We start from the raw sequence: 15,866 nt of genomic DNA on the forward strand, positions 1-15,866 counted from the left end.
GGCCTAGCCTAAATTCGGTCTTCTGCTCATTTCCAGGTAATTTTCTTCTTGAAAAAAGTAGATACAAAGCCCATTCCAAGTAGATACCACGTCAGCAGGCCGTCCATAACTGGAATCATACCGGAGCTAAGCCGGCCTCCGAGTGTCTGGTTTGCCCGGCCCCAGAGGTACCAGATCCCCAGCGTACGCAAGGCAAAGATACCACCCGTCCAGGCCATCATTTCGGTATTTCGCTCCAATAGGAAATAAACGAAATTTCCCAGAAATAACACCCAGCAGGCCAGGTGCGAAAACGCCAGCAAACCCAGCAGGAACTGATCCCGTCGTTTGTAATGCCCGCCTACCGATACATGCCGCCGTTTCTGGTGAAACCACGCCGCCCAGCTTTGCTTGGGAATCGAGTACGTAAAACTATCGGGATGCAGGCATACGGCCGTGTTGGAAGCCGTGGCCGCTTTGTTGATAAACAAATCGTCATCGCCCCCTAGTACGTTCAAAAAACCATCAAAGCCCTTATGCTTTAGAAAGAGCGATTTTCGGTACAACAGATTCCGGCCTACCCCCATGTACGGAAGTCCCGCCAGAGCGAAGGAAACGTATTGCAGGGCCGTATAAAAGGTTTCAAACTGAATGAACGTATTCAAAAAGCCCGGCTCCCGCTGATACGGCGAAAAACCCAGTACAATTTCTTTGTCCGGACTTAGTTGCGAAACCATATGCTGGATCCACTGTGGGGACGCTGGACGGCAGTCGGCATCCGTCAGTAGAATGAGATCGTGCGTAGCCGCCTGTATGCCCCGTGTAAGGGCGTATTTCTTCGAGGCAATGTGAGCGGGCGTCTGGTCAATGTGAATCACCCGCAGACGTTCGTAAGCCTCACATTCGAGCTTTAGGAAAGGAAAGGTCCCATCCTCGGACTTGTCGTTGACAATAATGACCTCAAACGTTTCGTATTGCTGGGCATGCAGGATCGGAATCAGTTCCCGTAGATTCTCCAGTTCATTCCAGGCACAAACGACCACCGAAACGCCGGGAAGGCTTTCAGAGATAGCATTTGGTACCGTATAAAAGGCCGTTTTCGAAAAAATCAGCAGGTACAACAACTGAATTCCGACGGCAATACCCAAAAGAATGAAAGCAATCACGGTAGGGTGTCTGTCAAAGCGGCCGCAAAAATAAGCGTTTCTTACGGAATTCGTAAGAAACTAGGGTGGCCCCCTGATTGTTAGTACCTTTGCGTTTTTTTAGGAAGAAGCATATGCAGTTTGAAGTCATAAAACAGGATCAAAAGGCTCGGGCCGGAACGATTCAGACCGATCACGGTACGATTGAAACCCCGATTTTTATGCCCGTAGGAACGGTGGCCAGTGTAAAGGCGGTGCATCAACGGGAACTAAAGGAAGACATTAAGGCTCAGATCATTCTGGGCAATACGTACCACCTCTACCTGCGGCCCGGCTTGGAGGTACTGGAACAGGCGGGCGGTTTGCATAAATTCAACGGCTGGGATCGGCCCATCCTGACGGATTCGGGTGGTTTTCAGGTTTACTCGCTGGCGGGTACGGGACGCAAGATTGACGAAGCGGGTGTGAAATTCAAATCGCACATCGACGGTTCTACGCACGTCTTTACGCCCGAAGGCGTCATGGACATTCAGCGGGCCATCGGGGCCGACTTCGTGATGGCCTTTGACGAGTGCACCCCCTACCCCTGCGATTACGGGTACGCCCGCCGCTCGATGGAACTGACGCACCGCTGGCTGCAACGCTGCTGCGATCGCTTCGATACAACGGAGCCCAAATATGGTCACTCGCAGGCCCTTTTCCCAATTGTTCAGGGTAGTACGTATCCGGACTTACGGCGGCAATCGGCGGAGTTTATTGCTTCGCTGGGCCGGGAAGGAAATGCCATTGGTGGCCTTTCGGTGGGTGAACCCGCCGAGGATATGTACGAAATGACCGACCTGGTTTGCTCCATTCTGCCGCAGGACAAACCCCGCTACCTGATGGGCGTGGGTACGCCAGCGAACATCCTCGAAAGTATTGCTCTGGGTATCGATATGATGGACTGCGTACTCCCCACTCGCAACGCCCGGCACGGCATTTTGTACACGACGCAGGGAATTATCAACATCAAAAACGAGAAGTGGCGGAAAGATTTTAGTCCCATCGATGAAGGACTGGGTGGATATACCAGCACGTTTTATTCCAAAGCGTACCTGCGACATTTATTCAAATCCGACGAATTGCTGGGACCACAAATTGCGAGTGTGCATAATCTTACCTTTTATTTGTGGCTGGTGAAAGAAGCCCGCCAGCAAATTTTAAACGGTACGTATCTGCCCTGGAAAAACCAGATGGTAGAACAGATCATGCGGCGTTTGTAAGGGTGAATCTTTTCCCCGAAACGAAACAGGAAGGAAGCATTCGTCGTATATCTGCTAACGTCTGTCTCCTTTCTGTAAAACGGTTGAGCAACGGAATTAACTTCTATTTTTGCGAGGCCTGATGTTAACTTATCAACCTGGGAATTGTCAGCAATTCCATTAAAATGAGCTTATGAGAAGTATACGCTGTCTGTCTTTAGTCGTACTTACGGGAATGCTAGCCGGGAACGCCGGAGCTCAAACCGATCCTTACCGTCCCAATGCGTTATACGAAGGTCCAAATAAGCTGAATACGTGGTCCATAAGCGTACGCGGTGGATCGCCCCAGTTTTACGGAGACTTACGGGAGTACGATTTTTGGCCAGCTCCGCACCCGAAAGAATACCGCCCAGCCTCGGAACGGGGAGCCGTAGGTTTTGGACTGGATGTGAATAAACAGCTTTCGCACCTGTTTGGAGCCAGTCTGAAGCTCGATGCGGGTAATCTTCGCGGAGCTAAAAGCCGGATTTATAACTCGTATTTCCGGGCCGAATACTTCCAGACCGCTTTGGTAGGAAACATCAACATGAAAAGCCTGCTGTTTGGTCCCCGTAAACTGAATCGCTGGAAGATCGACCTGCACGCGGGTTTTGGCGTACTCTGGTTCAAATCCACAGCTTACGAAATCGGAACGGGTCGCATCAAACGGATGTCGAATATTACGCAGGAAGTCGTTGATAGGGATGGACCCAACGGACCGTACGCGGGCCTGGATGTGTCTCCCAGGAAACGCTCCAATGCGGTGGTATTTCCCGTCGGACTTGCCATTGCCTATGAACTTTCACCCCGATTTGATATTGGTATCGATTTCGTCCTGAATAACGTCAATACGGAAAAACTGGACGCTACCGTTGGGGGCGACAACACCAGTATGTACGATCGGGCGGGTAATCGCGGAAACATTCAGGATTACAAACGCGGAAACTCCGATCTGGATAAATTCGCTACGCCTTATTTGACGCTGACGTACAAGTTTGGAAAAAATGCGATCAAGGTAGGTCGTGACAAGGTTTGGGATTCGGCGAAAGGCACTTACAACCTGCGGTACACTGACCCTCGCCTGCTGTATAAGCCGGAGAAAATTCTTAGCATGTCAGAAATCGATTCGATTGCCAAAGCCAACCGGCCCAAGGACATCGATCCTCGCCTGTTGATCGATTCGGATAACGACGGCGTATCGGATTACTTTGACAAGCAACCGGATACGCCCGCGGGCAGTATCGTTTCCGGAGCGGGGGTTGCCATTGACTTTGAGCAAATCGTTAACTCACTGACGCCGGGTCAGGCCTGTCTGGAAATTTTTGCCAACGTGAATTTTGATTCCGACAAGAGCGTCATCCGGCCCGAGTACAACGAAATGCTGACGCGTATCGTCGAGCTGCTCAACCGGACCAACTGTCGTCTGCAATTGACCGGTCACGCGGATCGTCGCTCTTCAGATCGCCATAACATTACCCTTTCGGAACGTCGGGTACAGGCCGTGAAAAACTACCTCATCAAAGCGGGGGTAGCGAATCCAAGCCGCATCCTTACCGAAGCGTACGGTGCCTTCAAACCGATTGGAGATAACACCACGAAACAAGGTCAGGAGAAAAACCGTCGGGTGGAGTTACGATTCCTACCCTAAAAGTTATCCACATTATCACTGTGGATAAGTAAAAAAAGGAAGCCTTTCGGGCTTCCTTTTTTTGTGGATACGTACAAACGGTACTACTGAATGGTATCGAAACCGCAGTACGGAACCAGTACCTCGGGAATGCGAATGCCTTCCGCAGACTGATTATTTTCCAGCAAAGCAGCCAAGATACGCGGCAGAGCCAGAGCAGAGCCGTTCAGCGTATGCAACAATTGGGTTTTGCCGTCCACTTTGTACCGCAGTTTCAGGCGATTGGCCTGGTAGTTTTCGAAGTTAGAGACAGAGCTACATTCCAGCCAGCGTTGCTGAGCCGCAGACCATACCTCGAAATCGTACGTCAACGCAGAGGTAAAGCTCATATCACCGCCACACAGACGAATAATCCGGAAAGGTAAATTCAGCTTCTGTAACAAACCTTTCACGTGCTCCACCATTTCCTCCAGAGCCTGATACGATTCTTCGGGCTTGCGAATCTGTACCAATTCCACTTTATCGAACTGGTGCAAACGGTTCAGACCGCGTACGTGGGCTCCCCAGCTACCGGCTTCCCGACGGAAACAGGGTGTATAGGCCGTATTTTTAACCGGAAGCTCCTGATCAGCTACAATGGTATCGCGGTAGATGTTCGTAATGGGTACTTCAGCCGTCGGAATCAGGTACAGATCATCGTCGCTGGCGTAGTACATCTGGCCTTCCTTATCGGGTAGCTGTCCCGTACCAAAGCCTGACTCCTTATTGATCAGAATGGGCGGTTGAATCTCCAGATAACCAGCGTCCGCGGCTTCGTTCAGGAAAAAGTTAATCATGGCCCGTTGCAAGCGAGCGGCTTTGCCTTTGTACACCGGGAAACCAGCTCCGGTGATTTTATTGCCCAGCTCGAAATCAATGATGTCGTACTTCTTGATCAGCTCCCAGTGGGGCTGGGCATCATCGGCCAGTACGGGTTTCTCACCCCAGGTGTACACTTCTACGTTTTCTTCAGGTGTACGGCCTTCCGGAACGCTTTCGTGGGGTAAGTTGGGCAACTTGACCAGTTCATCCTGTAACACGGATTCCGCCTGCCGCAGTTGTTCTTCCAGTTCTTTGGAACGGGTTTTCAACAGAGCCGTCTGTGCTTTCGCAGCCTCGGCTTCGTCTTTTTTGCCTTCTTTTATCAGGCCGCCAATCTGTTTGGCCAGGGCATTGGACTGGGCCAGCGTAGCGTCGAGATCGGCCTGCGTTTCGCGGCGTTTCTGATCCAGCGTGAGCAACTGCTCAATGGCGGCTTCGGGTTCTTTGAAGTACTTTTTCTTTAAACCGGCAATCGTTACTTCTTTATTTTCCCGGATGAAGTTGAGTTGTAACATAATCAAGTCGGCACAGGGCCATTAAAATCGTTTGGAATGACGAACAAAAACAACGCGGATGACACTGAATGCACTAAACGAAGCTACGTTTAGGTTCGGCGTCATCCGCGGTTGCTGCGTATCGCCTTAAAGGATCAGGGAGCCGTAAAAATACCCTTCATCGCGTCTTCGTAGTGGAAGAGACGCTCATTGAGTACGTTCAAAGCTTCGTTTTTGTATTTACCATCCACTAAAATGGTAATGTTATGCTCGGAGCCACCGTACGAAATCATCCGGATTGGGATGTTTTTCATGGCTTCGAGTACTTTCAGGGCCACGCCTTCCTTGTCAGCCGAGAAATTTCCGACGATACAGATGATCGTCTGGTTGTAATCGTGGTCTTCCAGATCGGCAAACTGCTTCAGTTCAGCCGTGATTTTCTCCAGGTTTTCTGGATTATCAATGGTAACTGAGACGGATACTTCCGAAGTAGTTATCATATCCACGGGTGTTTTGTACTTTTCAAACACCTCGAATACGCGACGCAAAAAGCCGTAGGCATTCAGCATACGCGTCGAATGGATATAGATGGCTGTAATACCATCTTTGGCCGCAATAGCCTTGATTTCACGCTCGCTCGACTTCGTCGCAATCAGCGTACCGAAGGCAGCAGGCTCCATCGTATTCTTCAAGCGTACCGGTACGCCGCGTAATTTGGCGGGCGTGATGGTACTGGGATGGAGGATTTTGGCACCGAAATACGCCAGTTCTGCGGCTTCTTCAAAGGTCAATTCCCGAATCGGGAACGTCTTCTTTACGATCCGGGGATCGTTGTTGTGCATGCCATCAATGTCCGTCCAAATCTGAATTTCATCCGCCCGGATGGCTCCACCAATCAGGGAAGCCGTATAATCCGAGCCACCGCGTTTGAGGTTATCGATTTCACCGCGAGGGTTCCGGCAGATAAAACCCTGGGTAATGATGAGCTGCTTATCAGGATGCTGGTCGAGCATTTGCCCCAGAGCTTCTTCCGTATGCGAAAGTACGGGCTCGTTATCGGCATCGATCAGCATGAAATCCAGAGCCGGGAAGAGTACGGAGCTTTCTCCCTGCTCCTGCAAATAGGCTTCGAACATCTGCGTCGAAAGAATTTCTCCCTCGGCCACGAGTTCTTTTTCCTGCTTGAGCGTAAACGGACGAATCGACGTAACCGACTGGATAAACGAAAATTCTTTTTCCACAATCGCCTGACCGTTGGCTAAGCCTTCGGGCGTTTGGTAGAGTTCCTCAATGAAGGCGTCGTAATGAGCCCGCAGTTCGGCGATTTTCTGGGCCAGTTCTTCGTCGTTACCCACTTTGGCCAGTTCTCCCATCGCAAGCAGGGCATTAGTCGAGCCGGATAAAGCGGAGAGAACAACAATTTTTTTGCCGTTATCGGCTGTAATCAGGTTTCGAATCGAGTGCATCCGTTCGGGTTTCCCGACGGAAGTACCACCAAATTTCCAGACTTGCATGAGGTACGTATGGTTAAAAAAGGTTTTGTTGTAAGGTTTGAACTGAGTTTAAGGTTTACGTGGGTTTGAGGTAGTTTAAAGTTGGAAAGGGTTTCAAGTGATTAAAGGTTTTCAAACCCTTGTCAAACGTTAAACCCTCGATCAAACCTTTCAACCCTCAAACCACTGAAATCTTCAAACCAGCCTAAAAGGAAACACCCAGCATTTTAATGGCGGTGATAGCGGCTTCGTCGCCTTTGTTGCCGTGTACGCCACCCGCCCGGTCCAGAGCCTGCTGTTGATTGTTGGGCGTCAGCACACCGAAGATGACGGGTTTGTTGTATTGAATACTTACGTTGGTAAGGCCCTGAGCGACGGCGTGATTGATGTAATCATTGTGTTTCGTTTCACCCTGAATCACGCAACCCAGACAAATTACCGCATCAATGTGCGAGGCCTGGGCCGCCAGAGCCGCTCCAAAACTGAGTTCGTAGCTACCGGGTACCGTGCGTACGTGGATAAACTCTTCGTTGGCTCCGTAATTGACCAGCGTCTGGTACGCTCCGGTGAAAAGAGCATTGGTCACTTCACTGTTCCACTCGGCCACCAGAATGGCAAAATGTTTTTCGCTAATATCGGGCAGGTTTTCGGTCGAGAAAACGCTCAGGTTTTTAAGTTCAGAAGCCATTTGTCACAGATAGAGAAAGTGATACACTAACGATAGACAACAAAAAAGGGATGCGACCATATGGCCTCATCCCTTTCATTTTTAGTGCGATATCGCCCCAAATTACTCGGAAGCCGGCCCTTCTAAGATGGCCTTGTATTTCTTCGCAGTTACATACTCAGCCGATTGAGGGTAGTTCTCAATAATCTTCGAGTACGAATCGATGGCTTCCTTGTTCTGATTAGCTACTTCGTATGCCGTAGCCAGTTTCAGCAGGTACGTTGGGGTAAAGAATTTGTTGGGCTTGTAATCAGCCGCTTTTTTGTAGTAATCGATGGCGTTTGACGCGTCCTTTTTCTCCAGATACGCATCACCAATCAGAGCATACGCCCGAGCCTGAATCAGGAGGTCGTTGCTGCTAAAATCTTTCAGTTGCTCAATAGCCTGGTCGTACTTGCCTTGTTTCAGCAGAGCTACACCAGCGTAAAAACTCGCCAGTTTACCAGCTTTCGTAGAGCCATATTCATCCGCAATGGCCGTCAGTCCCTCTACACCGGGACCGCCTTTCAATGCTTTATTCAGAGAATCTGCTTCAAATTCATTGACTGCCGGATACAGAACGGCAGAGGCTTCCGCGTTTTGTGTATCCTGCCAATACTGATAGCCAAAAAATAGCCCGACTGCTGCAATGGCTGCAGCAATAATGCCGTACACTACTTTCTGATTTTTATCAAAAAAAGACTGGGCTTTTCCGAACTCGCCCGCTAGTCCTTCGGGGCTTTCCAGGAACTCCAAGCCACTGTTTTTCTTTGCCATTGTTAGGTGCTATTGAAATTGGAACGCAAAAGTAAGCAACCCAGCGGATAGCTCAAACGATTACGCCTAAAGATTTAGGCGTATCTGCAAAATAGTTCCAACCAGATGTAACAGTTTAGCGTTTAGTACTTTCTACGCTAGTATTGCCATACGCCGGGCAATTGTTCTTACGAGCACACGAGGCCAGCGATACAAGTGTTAGAAGAACCAGCAGGTAAGCGGATTTTTTCATGGAATTGGATGCGGATAAATACGTTTGTGAATGCTTAAACCTCAGCAAGTTACAAATTATTTTCAATAAATACGGCAGGAATCGTTTCCGGGTTTCCTGCCGTATCATTTTCCTATTTTTCCTGTTGCTCGACTAGTTCCGGGTTTTCCTGAGCCCGAGCCTGCATTTCAGCGGATTCGGCAATGCCTTCCTTCGGCTTCAAGCCATAGCCCAAAATCTGTAACATACTTTCGTGCGTTTGCTGGGGAGCAAACAAACGGCTGGTGATGTTGCCATCTTCGTCCAGGTCTACAATGACGTGTTTGGGGGCTGGAATCAGGCAGTGCTGAATACCGCCGTAGCCACCCAATGATTCCTGGTACGCTCCGGTATGGAAAAAGCCGATGTACTGATCTTCTTTGTCAATATCGAAACTAGGTACGTACAAGTCTTCCGAATGAGCTTCGGTGTTATAGAAATCCTGCGAGTCACAGGTTAATCCACCGAGGTTCACTTTCTCGTAGGGCGAATCCCAGTTGTTCACCGGCAGCATGATGTATTTCTGACCAATACCCCATGAATCAGGTAGTTGCGTAATAAAGCTGCCGTCAATCATGTACCACAGCTCACGGTCGTTCTGCTGTTTTTTATCGATGACTTTATAAATCACCGCTCCACTCTCGCCGACCGTGTAGCTACCAAATTCCGTGAGAATATTCGGAACCGGTACGTTATTCTTGTTACAGATCCACTGAATATTTTCAATGATTTCGTCGATCATGGCCTGGTAATCGTACTTAAAGAATACCGAGGTTTGAATGGGCAGCCCACCGCCAATATCGATCGAATCCAGGTCGGGACATACCTTTTTCATTTCGCAGTATTTGAACATAAAGCGAGTCAATTCCGACCAGTAATAGGCGTTATCCTTAATACCGGAATTGATGAAAAAGTGAAGCATTTTCAGCTTCAGTTTCGGATTGGGCTGGATTTTGTTTTTGTACAAATCCATGATATCCGAATACCGGATTCCCAGACGTGACGTATAAAACGAGAAATTGGGTTCTTCATCGGTAGCAATCCGAATGGCCAGATTTACGGCCTCGGTGTGCGTATTTTCGATGTAATAGTCAATTTCTTTCAGGTTATCGAGTACGGGAATACAGTTAAACCCGTCATTGATCAGGTTCGTGATGTATTTTTGGTACTGCGGAAGTTTATAGCCGTTACAAATGATAAACGTATTCTTCGTCAGCTTCTCCTGCCGGTACAGCTCCCGGATGATGGCGATGTCGTACGCTGAAGAGGTTTCTAAATGGCAGTTATTACTCAGCACTTCTTCCAGAATGAAATGGAAGTGCGAAGATTTCGTACAATAACAGTACGTATAGCTGCCCTTGTAATTGAATTTCTTCATGGCGTTCCGAAACAGCAACCGGGCGTGCTCGATATGCTCTTCGATTTTAGGCAGGTACGTAAGTTTGAGCGGCGTACCGTACTGACGAATAATATCCATCAGTGGGACATTATTGAAGAGTAGCGTGTTCTTCTCGTCCACACCGAATTCCCGGGTTGGGAATTCAAAGGTTTGCTCAATAAGATCAATGTAGTTTTTCATCCTTTGGGACGGAAATACATTTTAAAAGGTGAATTATATCGAAAAACTTGAACTCACGCGGCTTTAAAGACTTACGCCTGCAAAGACCGATTGAAAACAAGCGTGCGAAATTGCACGGAAATTATAACCTTTGCAACCGAAAAACCGTCGCAATAATTGCAGGTTCGGTCATTTTTTTTGTCCGTGGCCCCAAGATTGGCTTTTCAACGAAAGGAGCCAGGAAAGTAAAATTTTAAAAGCTGATTTTGAATGACTTTATCCAGTGAAATAACCCCGTCTCAACGCATTCACTTTATTGCGATCGGTGGAGCAGCCATGCACAATCTGGCTCTCGTGTTGCATCAGAAAGGAATCCTCGTAACGGGATCGGACGATGAAATTTATGAACCGGCCCAATCGCGTCTGCAACAGGCGGGCCTTTTACCGGATCAGATGGGCTGGTTTCCCGAAAAAATTACGCCAGAACTGGATGCCGTTATTCTCGGCATGCACGCCCGGGCCGACAATCCCGAGTTACTGAAGGCTCAGGAACTGGGCATTCGGGTCTACTCCTACCCGGAGTTTGTGTATCAGCAAAGCCTGAATAAACAGCGGGTGGTCATTGCGGGTAGTCACGGAAAAACCACTACTACAGCCATTATTCTGCACGTACTGAAGTTTTTCAACCGGAAATTCGATTATCTGGTAGGAGCCCGGGTGGCGGGTTTTGATACTATGGTCAAACTTTCCGACGATGCTCCGGTGATCGTGATTGAAGGCGATGAGTATTTTTCTTCGCCGATTGATCGTCAGCCGAAATTCCTGCATTATCATCCCCACATTACCCTGATTTCGGGCATTGCCTGGGACCATATCAATGTGTATCCGGAATTTGAGGAATACGTTCGTCAGTTTGAACTGCTGGCCGAAGATTCACCCAAAGGCGGCATGCTCATTTACGACGATACCGACGACGTCATATCGGTGATTTGCAAGAAAGAACGGGCAGATGTACAACCCGTTGGCTACGGCGAACACCCGCACGTGATTCGCGACGGCGTAACATATCTGCTTAAACCCAACGGCGAGGAAGTCCCCCTGAAAATCTTCGGTGGGCATAACATGAAAAACTTGAACGGAGCCCGAATCGTTCTGGAGAAACTGGGCGTGGAAGATTTCATGTTCTACGAAGCCATTCAGTCCTTCTCGGGTGCCGCGAATCGGCTGGAACGGGTGGGTGAGAACGAGCAGACGGTTATTTTCCGGGATTTTGCTCACGCTCCGTCTAAACTGGAAGCTACGTCTACGGCGGTGAAAAGTCAGTTTCCCGAACGTAAACTGGTCGCAGTTGTGGAATTACACACGTTCAGTAGCCTGAATAAATACTTTTTGCCGCAGTACAAAGGCAAGTTCAATACGCCGGATGTGGCCGCCGTGTACTACAGTCCGCATACGATTGAACACAAAAAACTGACTCCGATTTCACCCGAAGACATCATTGAAGCTTTCGGAAATCCAGCCCTGCAGGTGTTTACGGACAATCAGGCCTTGAAAGAATTTTTGTTGAGCCAGCAGTGGGACGAGTCCAATTTGCTGCTGATGTCATCCGGTACCTTCGATGGGTTAAATATTCCCGAACTGGTAAAAGAGGTGCTGGGGTAAATTTTTAGCGAAATTTTTACGTTTGTAAAGCGGACGCCAAATGACGTCCGCTTTTTTATGCGACTGGCTATGAGAAGGTTACTGATATTATGCGTACTTTTGTGCCTCGTTTTTCAAAATCAGGCTCAAACCACCCGCCTGACCTCGGGGATTCGGGGACAGGTCATCTGGAAATCCGGTAACCAAATGCCCTCGCCCGACCGGCCGGCATCGGCGGCCAAGGGCGTAAAGCGGGAAGTCTGGATTTATCAGCTAACGAATCAGAATCAGGCCGAACAGCAGGAAGGTTTTTACCGGAACATTCGAACCAAACGGGTCAGGAAAGTAGTTACCGATGCCAGCGGTCGCTTTAAAGTCAAGCTTGCCCCGGGCCGCTACTCGCTGTTTACCAAAGAGCCGCAGGGCTTATGGGCGAACCTTACGGATGGGCAGGGAAATATTTTTCCAGTAACCGTTCGAAAAGGGAAATACGAAGAGATTCAATTTGAAATCAATTACGCAGCCGTTTTTTAGAGTTCAGAAGCAAGAAACCGGAGACAGAAGATGGCGGCCTTCGTTCTGGTTTCCGGTTTTAAAGACTTGTTTCCATTCGCATGAAAACCAAGACATTACGAAAGAATAAAGTAAACATCGTTACGCTGGGCTGTTCCAAGAACCTGGTCGATTCCGAAAACCTGTTCACGCAGCTCAAGGGTAATGGCTACGCAGTAGCTCACGAATCCGAGCGGGACGATTCCCAGATTGTGGTGATCAATACCTGTGGCTTCATCGACAATGCCAAGCAGGAATCCATCGACACCATTCTTCGCTACGTAGACGCCAAGGCCGAGGGTATGGTGGAGAAAGTGTACGTAACGGGCTGTCTGTCGCAACGGTACAAGGACGAGCTGGAAGTCGAAATTCCGGAAGTAGACGCCTGGTTTGGCAGTAACGAAATGCCCCGCCTGCTCAAGACGCTGAAGGCTGATTACAAGCACGAGCTCGTGGGCGAACGCTTACTGACCACGCCTGCTCATTACGCCTATCTGAAAATTGCGGAAGGTTGCGATCGTCCCTGTAGCTTCTGTGCCATTCCGCTGATGCGGGGGAATCACGTTTCCCGTACAATTGAAGATCTGGAAACCGAAGTCAAGTCATTAGCTCGCCGGGGTACCAAAGAGCTGATTTTGCTGGCTCAGGACCTGACGTATTACGGACTGGATATTTATAAAAAGCGGAATTTGGCCGAGCTGATCGACCGTCTTTCGGACGTCGAAGGAATCGACTGGATTCGTTTACAATATGCGTACCCCTCCGGTTTCCCGATGGACGTGCTCGACGTCATGAACGCCAAGCCTAACATCTGTAAATACCTGGATATGCCCCTGCAAACGGGCTCGACGGAGTTGCTGAAACTGATGCGGCGGGGCATTACGCGGGAAAAAACCGAAGAACTTATCCATACCATTCGCGATAAAGTGCCCGGTATTGCTCTGCGTACCACCCTGATCGTGGGTCACCCCGGCGAGACGGAAGAACTGTTCGAGGAAACGTACCGCTTTGTGGAAAACACACGATTCGATCGTTTGGGCGTATTCCAGTACTCGCACGAAGATCAGACGCACTCGGCAACGATGGAAGACAGCGTACCGGCGGAAGAAAAACAGCAACGGGCCGACGACATCATGGAACTGCAACAGGGCATTTCCCTGGAGTTGAACCAGGCCAAAATCGGTCAGATCTATAAAGTACTGTTTGATCGGAAAGAAGGCGGTTATTTTATTGGACGTACTGAATTCGATTCTCCTGAAGTAGACAACGAAGTACTCGTCGCTGCTAACCAGTACGTACGTCAGGGCGATTTTGCTCAGGTACGGATTACATCGGCGGAGGAATTTGACCTTTACGGGGAGTTGGTGTAGGGTTTGAAGGGTGTTTCAGGTTTGAGTAAGTGTTAAGTTTAAAAGGGTTTGAATGGGGTTTAAGGACACCTGTTCAAACCTTTGCTTTTTTGATACGGTTGATGAATGTTCAACTTCAATCAATCAACCTTAAAACGCCATCAACCTTGAAACCTTTTCAAACGAATCAAACCTGAAACGTCCTCCAATCAGCCTCTGCTCTCCCGCTCCAACTAAACTTTCACCGCCTTTTGAACTAAGCCGTTGGCGAACGAGTTTGTTTGCCAGTCCCGTTTTACGAACTTCGGGCTCCAAATCCCGGTATTATGCAGGTTAGCTGTATTCCTTTAGCCCATACGCGGCAGTTTTCTTCGTTATTTCAAGCGTTTATTTCCGGTCAGGAAAATCTAAAACCTTTTTACGGTGAATTTCCTGATTTAGAAGGATTTAGAAAGCAGATTGAGCAAAAGAAATTCGATGTACAGAAGCGGCAGACGCTGGTTTCGGTGCTCGAAAAACAATACGCAGAACTCGATTCCAAGCCTGATTTTCAGGTTTTACTGGATGAAAAAACCTTCACCGTAACCTCGGGTCACCAGCTCAATCTCTTTACGGGACCGTTATACGTTATCTTCAAGTTAGTAACGGCCATTAACCTGGCCCGGCGACTGAAACAGGATTTTCCGGAGTATACGTTCGTACCCGTGTACTGGATGGCTACGGAAGACCATGATTTTGAGGAAATCAATCATTTCCGGCTTTCGGGGAAAACCCATACCTGGTATACGCAACAAAAAGGAGCCGTGGGCCGGATGAATCCGAAGGAACTGGCGACTCTGTTCAAGCAAATTCCGGAACGACTGCCCTTATTCGAGCAAGCTTATCTGCAGCATTCTACACTGGCTGACGCGGTTCGTTATTACATTCACGAATTACTTGGAGCCGAGGGCTTAATCTGTATTGACGCGGATGACCCGGCGTTGAAAGCCGAGTTTCGTCCCGTAATCGAAGATGATCTCTTCAATCATACGGCGTTTAAACTCGTTCAGGAAGCTTCTGAAAAACTGGAAGCCATAGGCTATAAACAGCAGGTCACACCCCGCGAAATCAACTTCTTCTATCTGAACGAAGGTATTCGGGAACGTCTGGTACCAGATGAAAACGGAGTTCGGGTGAATGATACGCGATTGACTTTTGATAAAGATAAAATTCAGTCACTACTGGATCAGTCGCCGGAAGTATTCAGTCCGAACGTTATTCTGCGACCCGTATATCAGGAGGTGATTTTGCCCAATCTGGCGTACCTCGGTGGACCTGGAGAGTTGGCGTACTGGTTGCAACTCAAGCCGGTATTTGATCATTACCAGATTCCCTACCCCATCCTGATGCCGCGTAATTTTGCCATGATTATTAGTCAGGCAACGCAGCGGCGGATTCAGAATCTGGGCCTGACGCCGGAAGAACTCTTCCAAGATGAAGCAACGTTACGCCGGCAGTATGTAGAAAAACACGCGGCTTACTCCCTGGATATTCAGCCTGATCTTCAACAGATGCTGGAGGCCTTGGAAGCGATGCGAACGAAAGCCGTACAAGTCAATCCGACGCTGGACGGGCACATCAAAGCAGAAGCTCAGAAGCTCAGAAACTGGGCCGAACGGTTAGACCGCCGGTTGGTGGCTTCCGAAGCCCAAAAACAGGAAACGGGGGTGCGGCATTTGAGTGAATTGAAAGCGTACTTGTTTCCCGGTGGCGGCTTGCAGGAACGTACGGATAACTTCCTGAATTTTTACCTGGCCAATCCGGCGTTTATCAGTCAGCTACTGGACCTGTTCGATCCGTTCTGTTACGAATTTTATATGCTTACGGAAGCCTAACCTTGGTTAGGCTGGTAAAAAAACCGCTGATCTGAGTCCATTCAGATCAGCGGTTTTTGGGTTTTGATGGGGCAGCATATCTCGATACCCCGCATTGCATGCGGGGCTATGTGTATTGAACCCCTTCGGGGTTGGGGGTTTGGTTGGGAAGGGAACAGGTACCCATGGTTAAAATGTATTTACCCTTTTGAAGCCCTATACTCAGTCTTCCCGTCTCAAATTTCAGTTTTAGAAACTCGCTAACAGATTGTCCGTAGCATCCGCTACGGACTTTTTAGTT

Annotated in this window: 12 protein-coding genes; 6 read left to right on the top strand and 6 right to left on the bottom strand. The window is 48.9% G+C overall.

Annotation, left to right across the window (positions count from 1 at the left end; translation table 11 throughout):
* Window positions 1–26: 26 nt before the first annotated feature.
* Window positions 27–1,145 carry a glycosyltransferase gene (locus BWI93_RS10810; RefSeq protein ID WP_094811137.1) on the bottom strand — a complete coding sequence of 373 codons (1,119 nt, stop codon included), beginning with the start codon at window positions 1,143–1,145 and terminating at the stop codon, window positions 27–29.
* Window positions 1,146–1,258: 113 nt separating this feature from the next.
* Between BWI93_RS10810 and tgt the strand changes: the two genes are divergently transcribed.
* The gene (tgt, locus tag BWI93_RS10815) at window positions 1,259–2,386 is read left to right on the top strand and encodes a tRNA guanosine(34) transglycosylase Tgt (protein ID WP_094811139.1); all 1,128 of its coding nucleotides are present in this window, start codon (window positions 1,259–1,261) and stop codon (window positions 2,384–2,386) included.
* Between the two features lie 172 nt (window positions 2,387–2,558).
* Window positions 2,559–4,052, top strand: a complete 1,494-nt coding sequence (locus BWI93_RS10820; RefSeq protein WP_094811141.1) for an OmpA family protein — start codon at window positions 2,559–2,561, stop codon at window positions 4,050–4,052.
* 83 nt (window positions 4,053–4,135) lie between these two features.
* Here BWI93_RS10820 and serS read toward each other — a convergent pair whose 3' ends face one another.
* The 5 genes from serS to BWI93_RS10845 all read right to left on the bottom strand — a co-directional run bounded on the left by serS (window position 4,136) and on the right by BWI93_RS10845 (window position 10,191).
* The gene (serS, locus tag BWI93_RS10825) at window positions 4,136–5,407 is read right to left on the bottom strand and encodes a serine--tRNA ligase (protein WP_094811143.1); all 1,272 of its coding nucleotides are present in this window, start codon (window positions 5,405–5,407) and stop codon (window positions 4,136–4,138) included.
* Between the two features lie 134 nt (window positions 5,408–5,541).
* Window positions 5,542–6,900, bottom strand: a complete 1,359-nt coding sequence (locus BWI93_RS10830; RefSeq protein ID WP_094811145.1) for an aspartate kinase — start codon at window positions 6,898–6,900, stop codon at window positions 5,542–5,544.
* Between the two features lie 184 nt (window positions 6,901–7,084).
* Window positions 7,085–7,567 carry a 6,7-dimethyl-8-ribityllumazine synthase gene (ribH, locus tag BWI93_RS10835; RefSeq protein ID WP_094811147.1) on the bottom strand — a complete coding sequence of 161 codons (483 nt, stop codon included), beginning with the start codon at window positions 7,565–7,567 and terminating at the stop codon, window positions 7,085–7,087.
* Window positions 7,568–7,669: 102 nt separating this feature from the next.
* The gene (locus BWI93_RS10840; protein WP_094811149.1) at window positions 7,670–8,362 is read right to left on the bottom strand and encodes a tetratricopeptide repeat protein; all 693 of its coding nucleotides are present in this window, start codon (window positions 8,360–8,362) and stop codon (window positions 7,670–7,672) included.
* Window positions 8,363–8,706: 344 nt separating this feature from the next.
* Complete coding sequence (locus BWI93_RS10845) at window positions 8,707–10,191, bottom strand: arginine decarboxylase (RefSeq protein WP_094811151.1); 1,485 nt, start codon at window positions 10,189–10,191, stop codon at window positions 8,707–8,709.
* 249 nt (window positions 10,192–10,440) lie between these two features.
* Between BWI93_RS10845 and murC the strand changes: the two genes are divergently transcribed.
* The 4 genes from murC (at window position 10,441) to bshC (ending at window position 15,586) form a co-directional block, all read left to right on the top strand.
* On the top strand, window positions 10,441–11,832 hold the full coding sequence (murC, locus tag BWI93_RS10850) for a UDP-N-acetylmuramate--L-alanine ligase (protein ID WP_094811153.1): 1,392 nt from the start codon (window positions 10,441–10,443) through the stop codon (window positions 11,830–11,832).
* A gap of 99 nt (window positions 11,833–11,931) precedes the next feature.
* On the top strand, window positions 11,932–12,345 hold the full coding sequence (locus BWI93_RS10855; protein WP_233207854.1) for a carboxypeptidase-like regulatory domain-containing protein: 414 nt from the start codon (window positions 11,932–11,934) through the stop codon (window positions 12,343–12,345).
* An 80-nt stretch (window positions 12,346–12,425) separates the two neighbouring features.
* Window positions 12,426–13,733, top strand: coding sequence for a 30S ribosomal protein S12 methylthiotransferase RimO (gene rimO, locus BWI93_RS10860; protein WP_094811154.1), 1,308 nt, complete (start codon window positions 12,426–12,428; stop codon window positions 13,731–13,733).
* A 305-nt stretch (window positions 13,734–14,038) separates the two neighbouring features.
* Window positions 14,039–15,586 (top strand): bacillithiol biosynthesis cysteine-adding enzyme BshC, encoded by a 1,548-nt coding sequence (gene bshC / locus BWI93_RS10865; protein ID WP_094811155.1) that lies wholly within the window; start codon window positions 14,039–14,041, stop codon window positions 15,584–15,586.
* Window positions 15,587–15,866: the final 280 nt, after the last annotated feature.

Source organism: Siphonobacter sp. BAB-5385, assembly GCF_002261125.1.
In the GTDB taxonomy this organism is placed as follows: Bacteria; Bacteroidota; Bacteroidia; order Cytophagales; family Spirosomataceae; genus Siphonobacter.

Bases quoted from the DNA above. Each gene is read 5' to 3' on its own strand.
- tgt (WP_094811139.1), top strand. From the start codon at position 1,259: ATGCAGTTTGAAGTCATAAAACAGGATCAAAAGGCTCGGGCCGGAACG.
- BWI93_RS10820 (WP_094811141.1), top strand. From the start codon at position 2,559: ATGAGAAGTATACGCTGTCTGTCTTTAGTCGTACTTACGGGAATGCTA.
- serS (WP_094811143.1), bottom strand. From the start codon at position 5,407: ATGTTACAACTCAACTTCATCCGGGAAAATAAAGAAGTAACGATTGCC.
- BWI93_RS10830 (WP_094811145.1), bottom strand. From the start codon at position 6,900: ATGCAAGTCTGGAAATTTGGTGGTACTTCCGTCGGGAAACCCGAACGG.
- ribH (WP_094811147.1), bottom strand. From the start codon at position 7,567: ATGGCTTCTGAACTTAAAAACCTGAGCGTTTTCTCGACCGAAAACCTG.
- BWI93_RS10840 (WP_094811149.1), bottom strand. From the start codon at position 8,362: ATGGCAAAGAAAAACAGTGGCTTGGAGTTCCTGGAAAGCCCCGAAGGA.
- BWI93_RS10845 (WP_094811151.1), bottom strand. From the start codon at position 10,191: ATGAAAAACTACATTGATCTTATTGAGCAAACCTTTGAATTCCCAACC.
- murC (WP_094811153.1), top strand. From the start codon at position 10,441: ATGACTTTATCCAGTGAAATAACCCCGTCTCAACGCATTCACTTTATT.
- rimO (WP_094811154.1), top strand. From the start codon at position 12,426: ATGAAAACCAAGACATTACGAAAGAATAAAGTAAACATCGTTACGCTG.
- bshC (WP_094811155.1), top strand. From the start codon at position 14,039: ATGCAGGTTAGCTGTATTCCTTTAGCCCATACGCGGCAGTTTTCTTCG.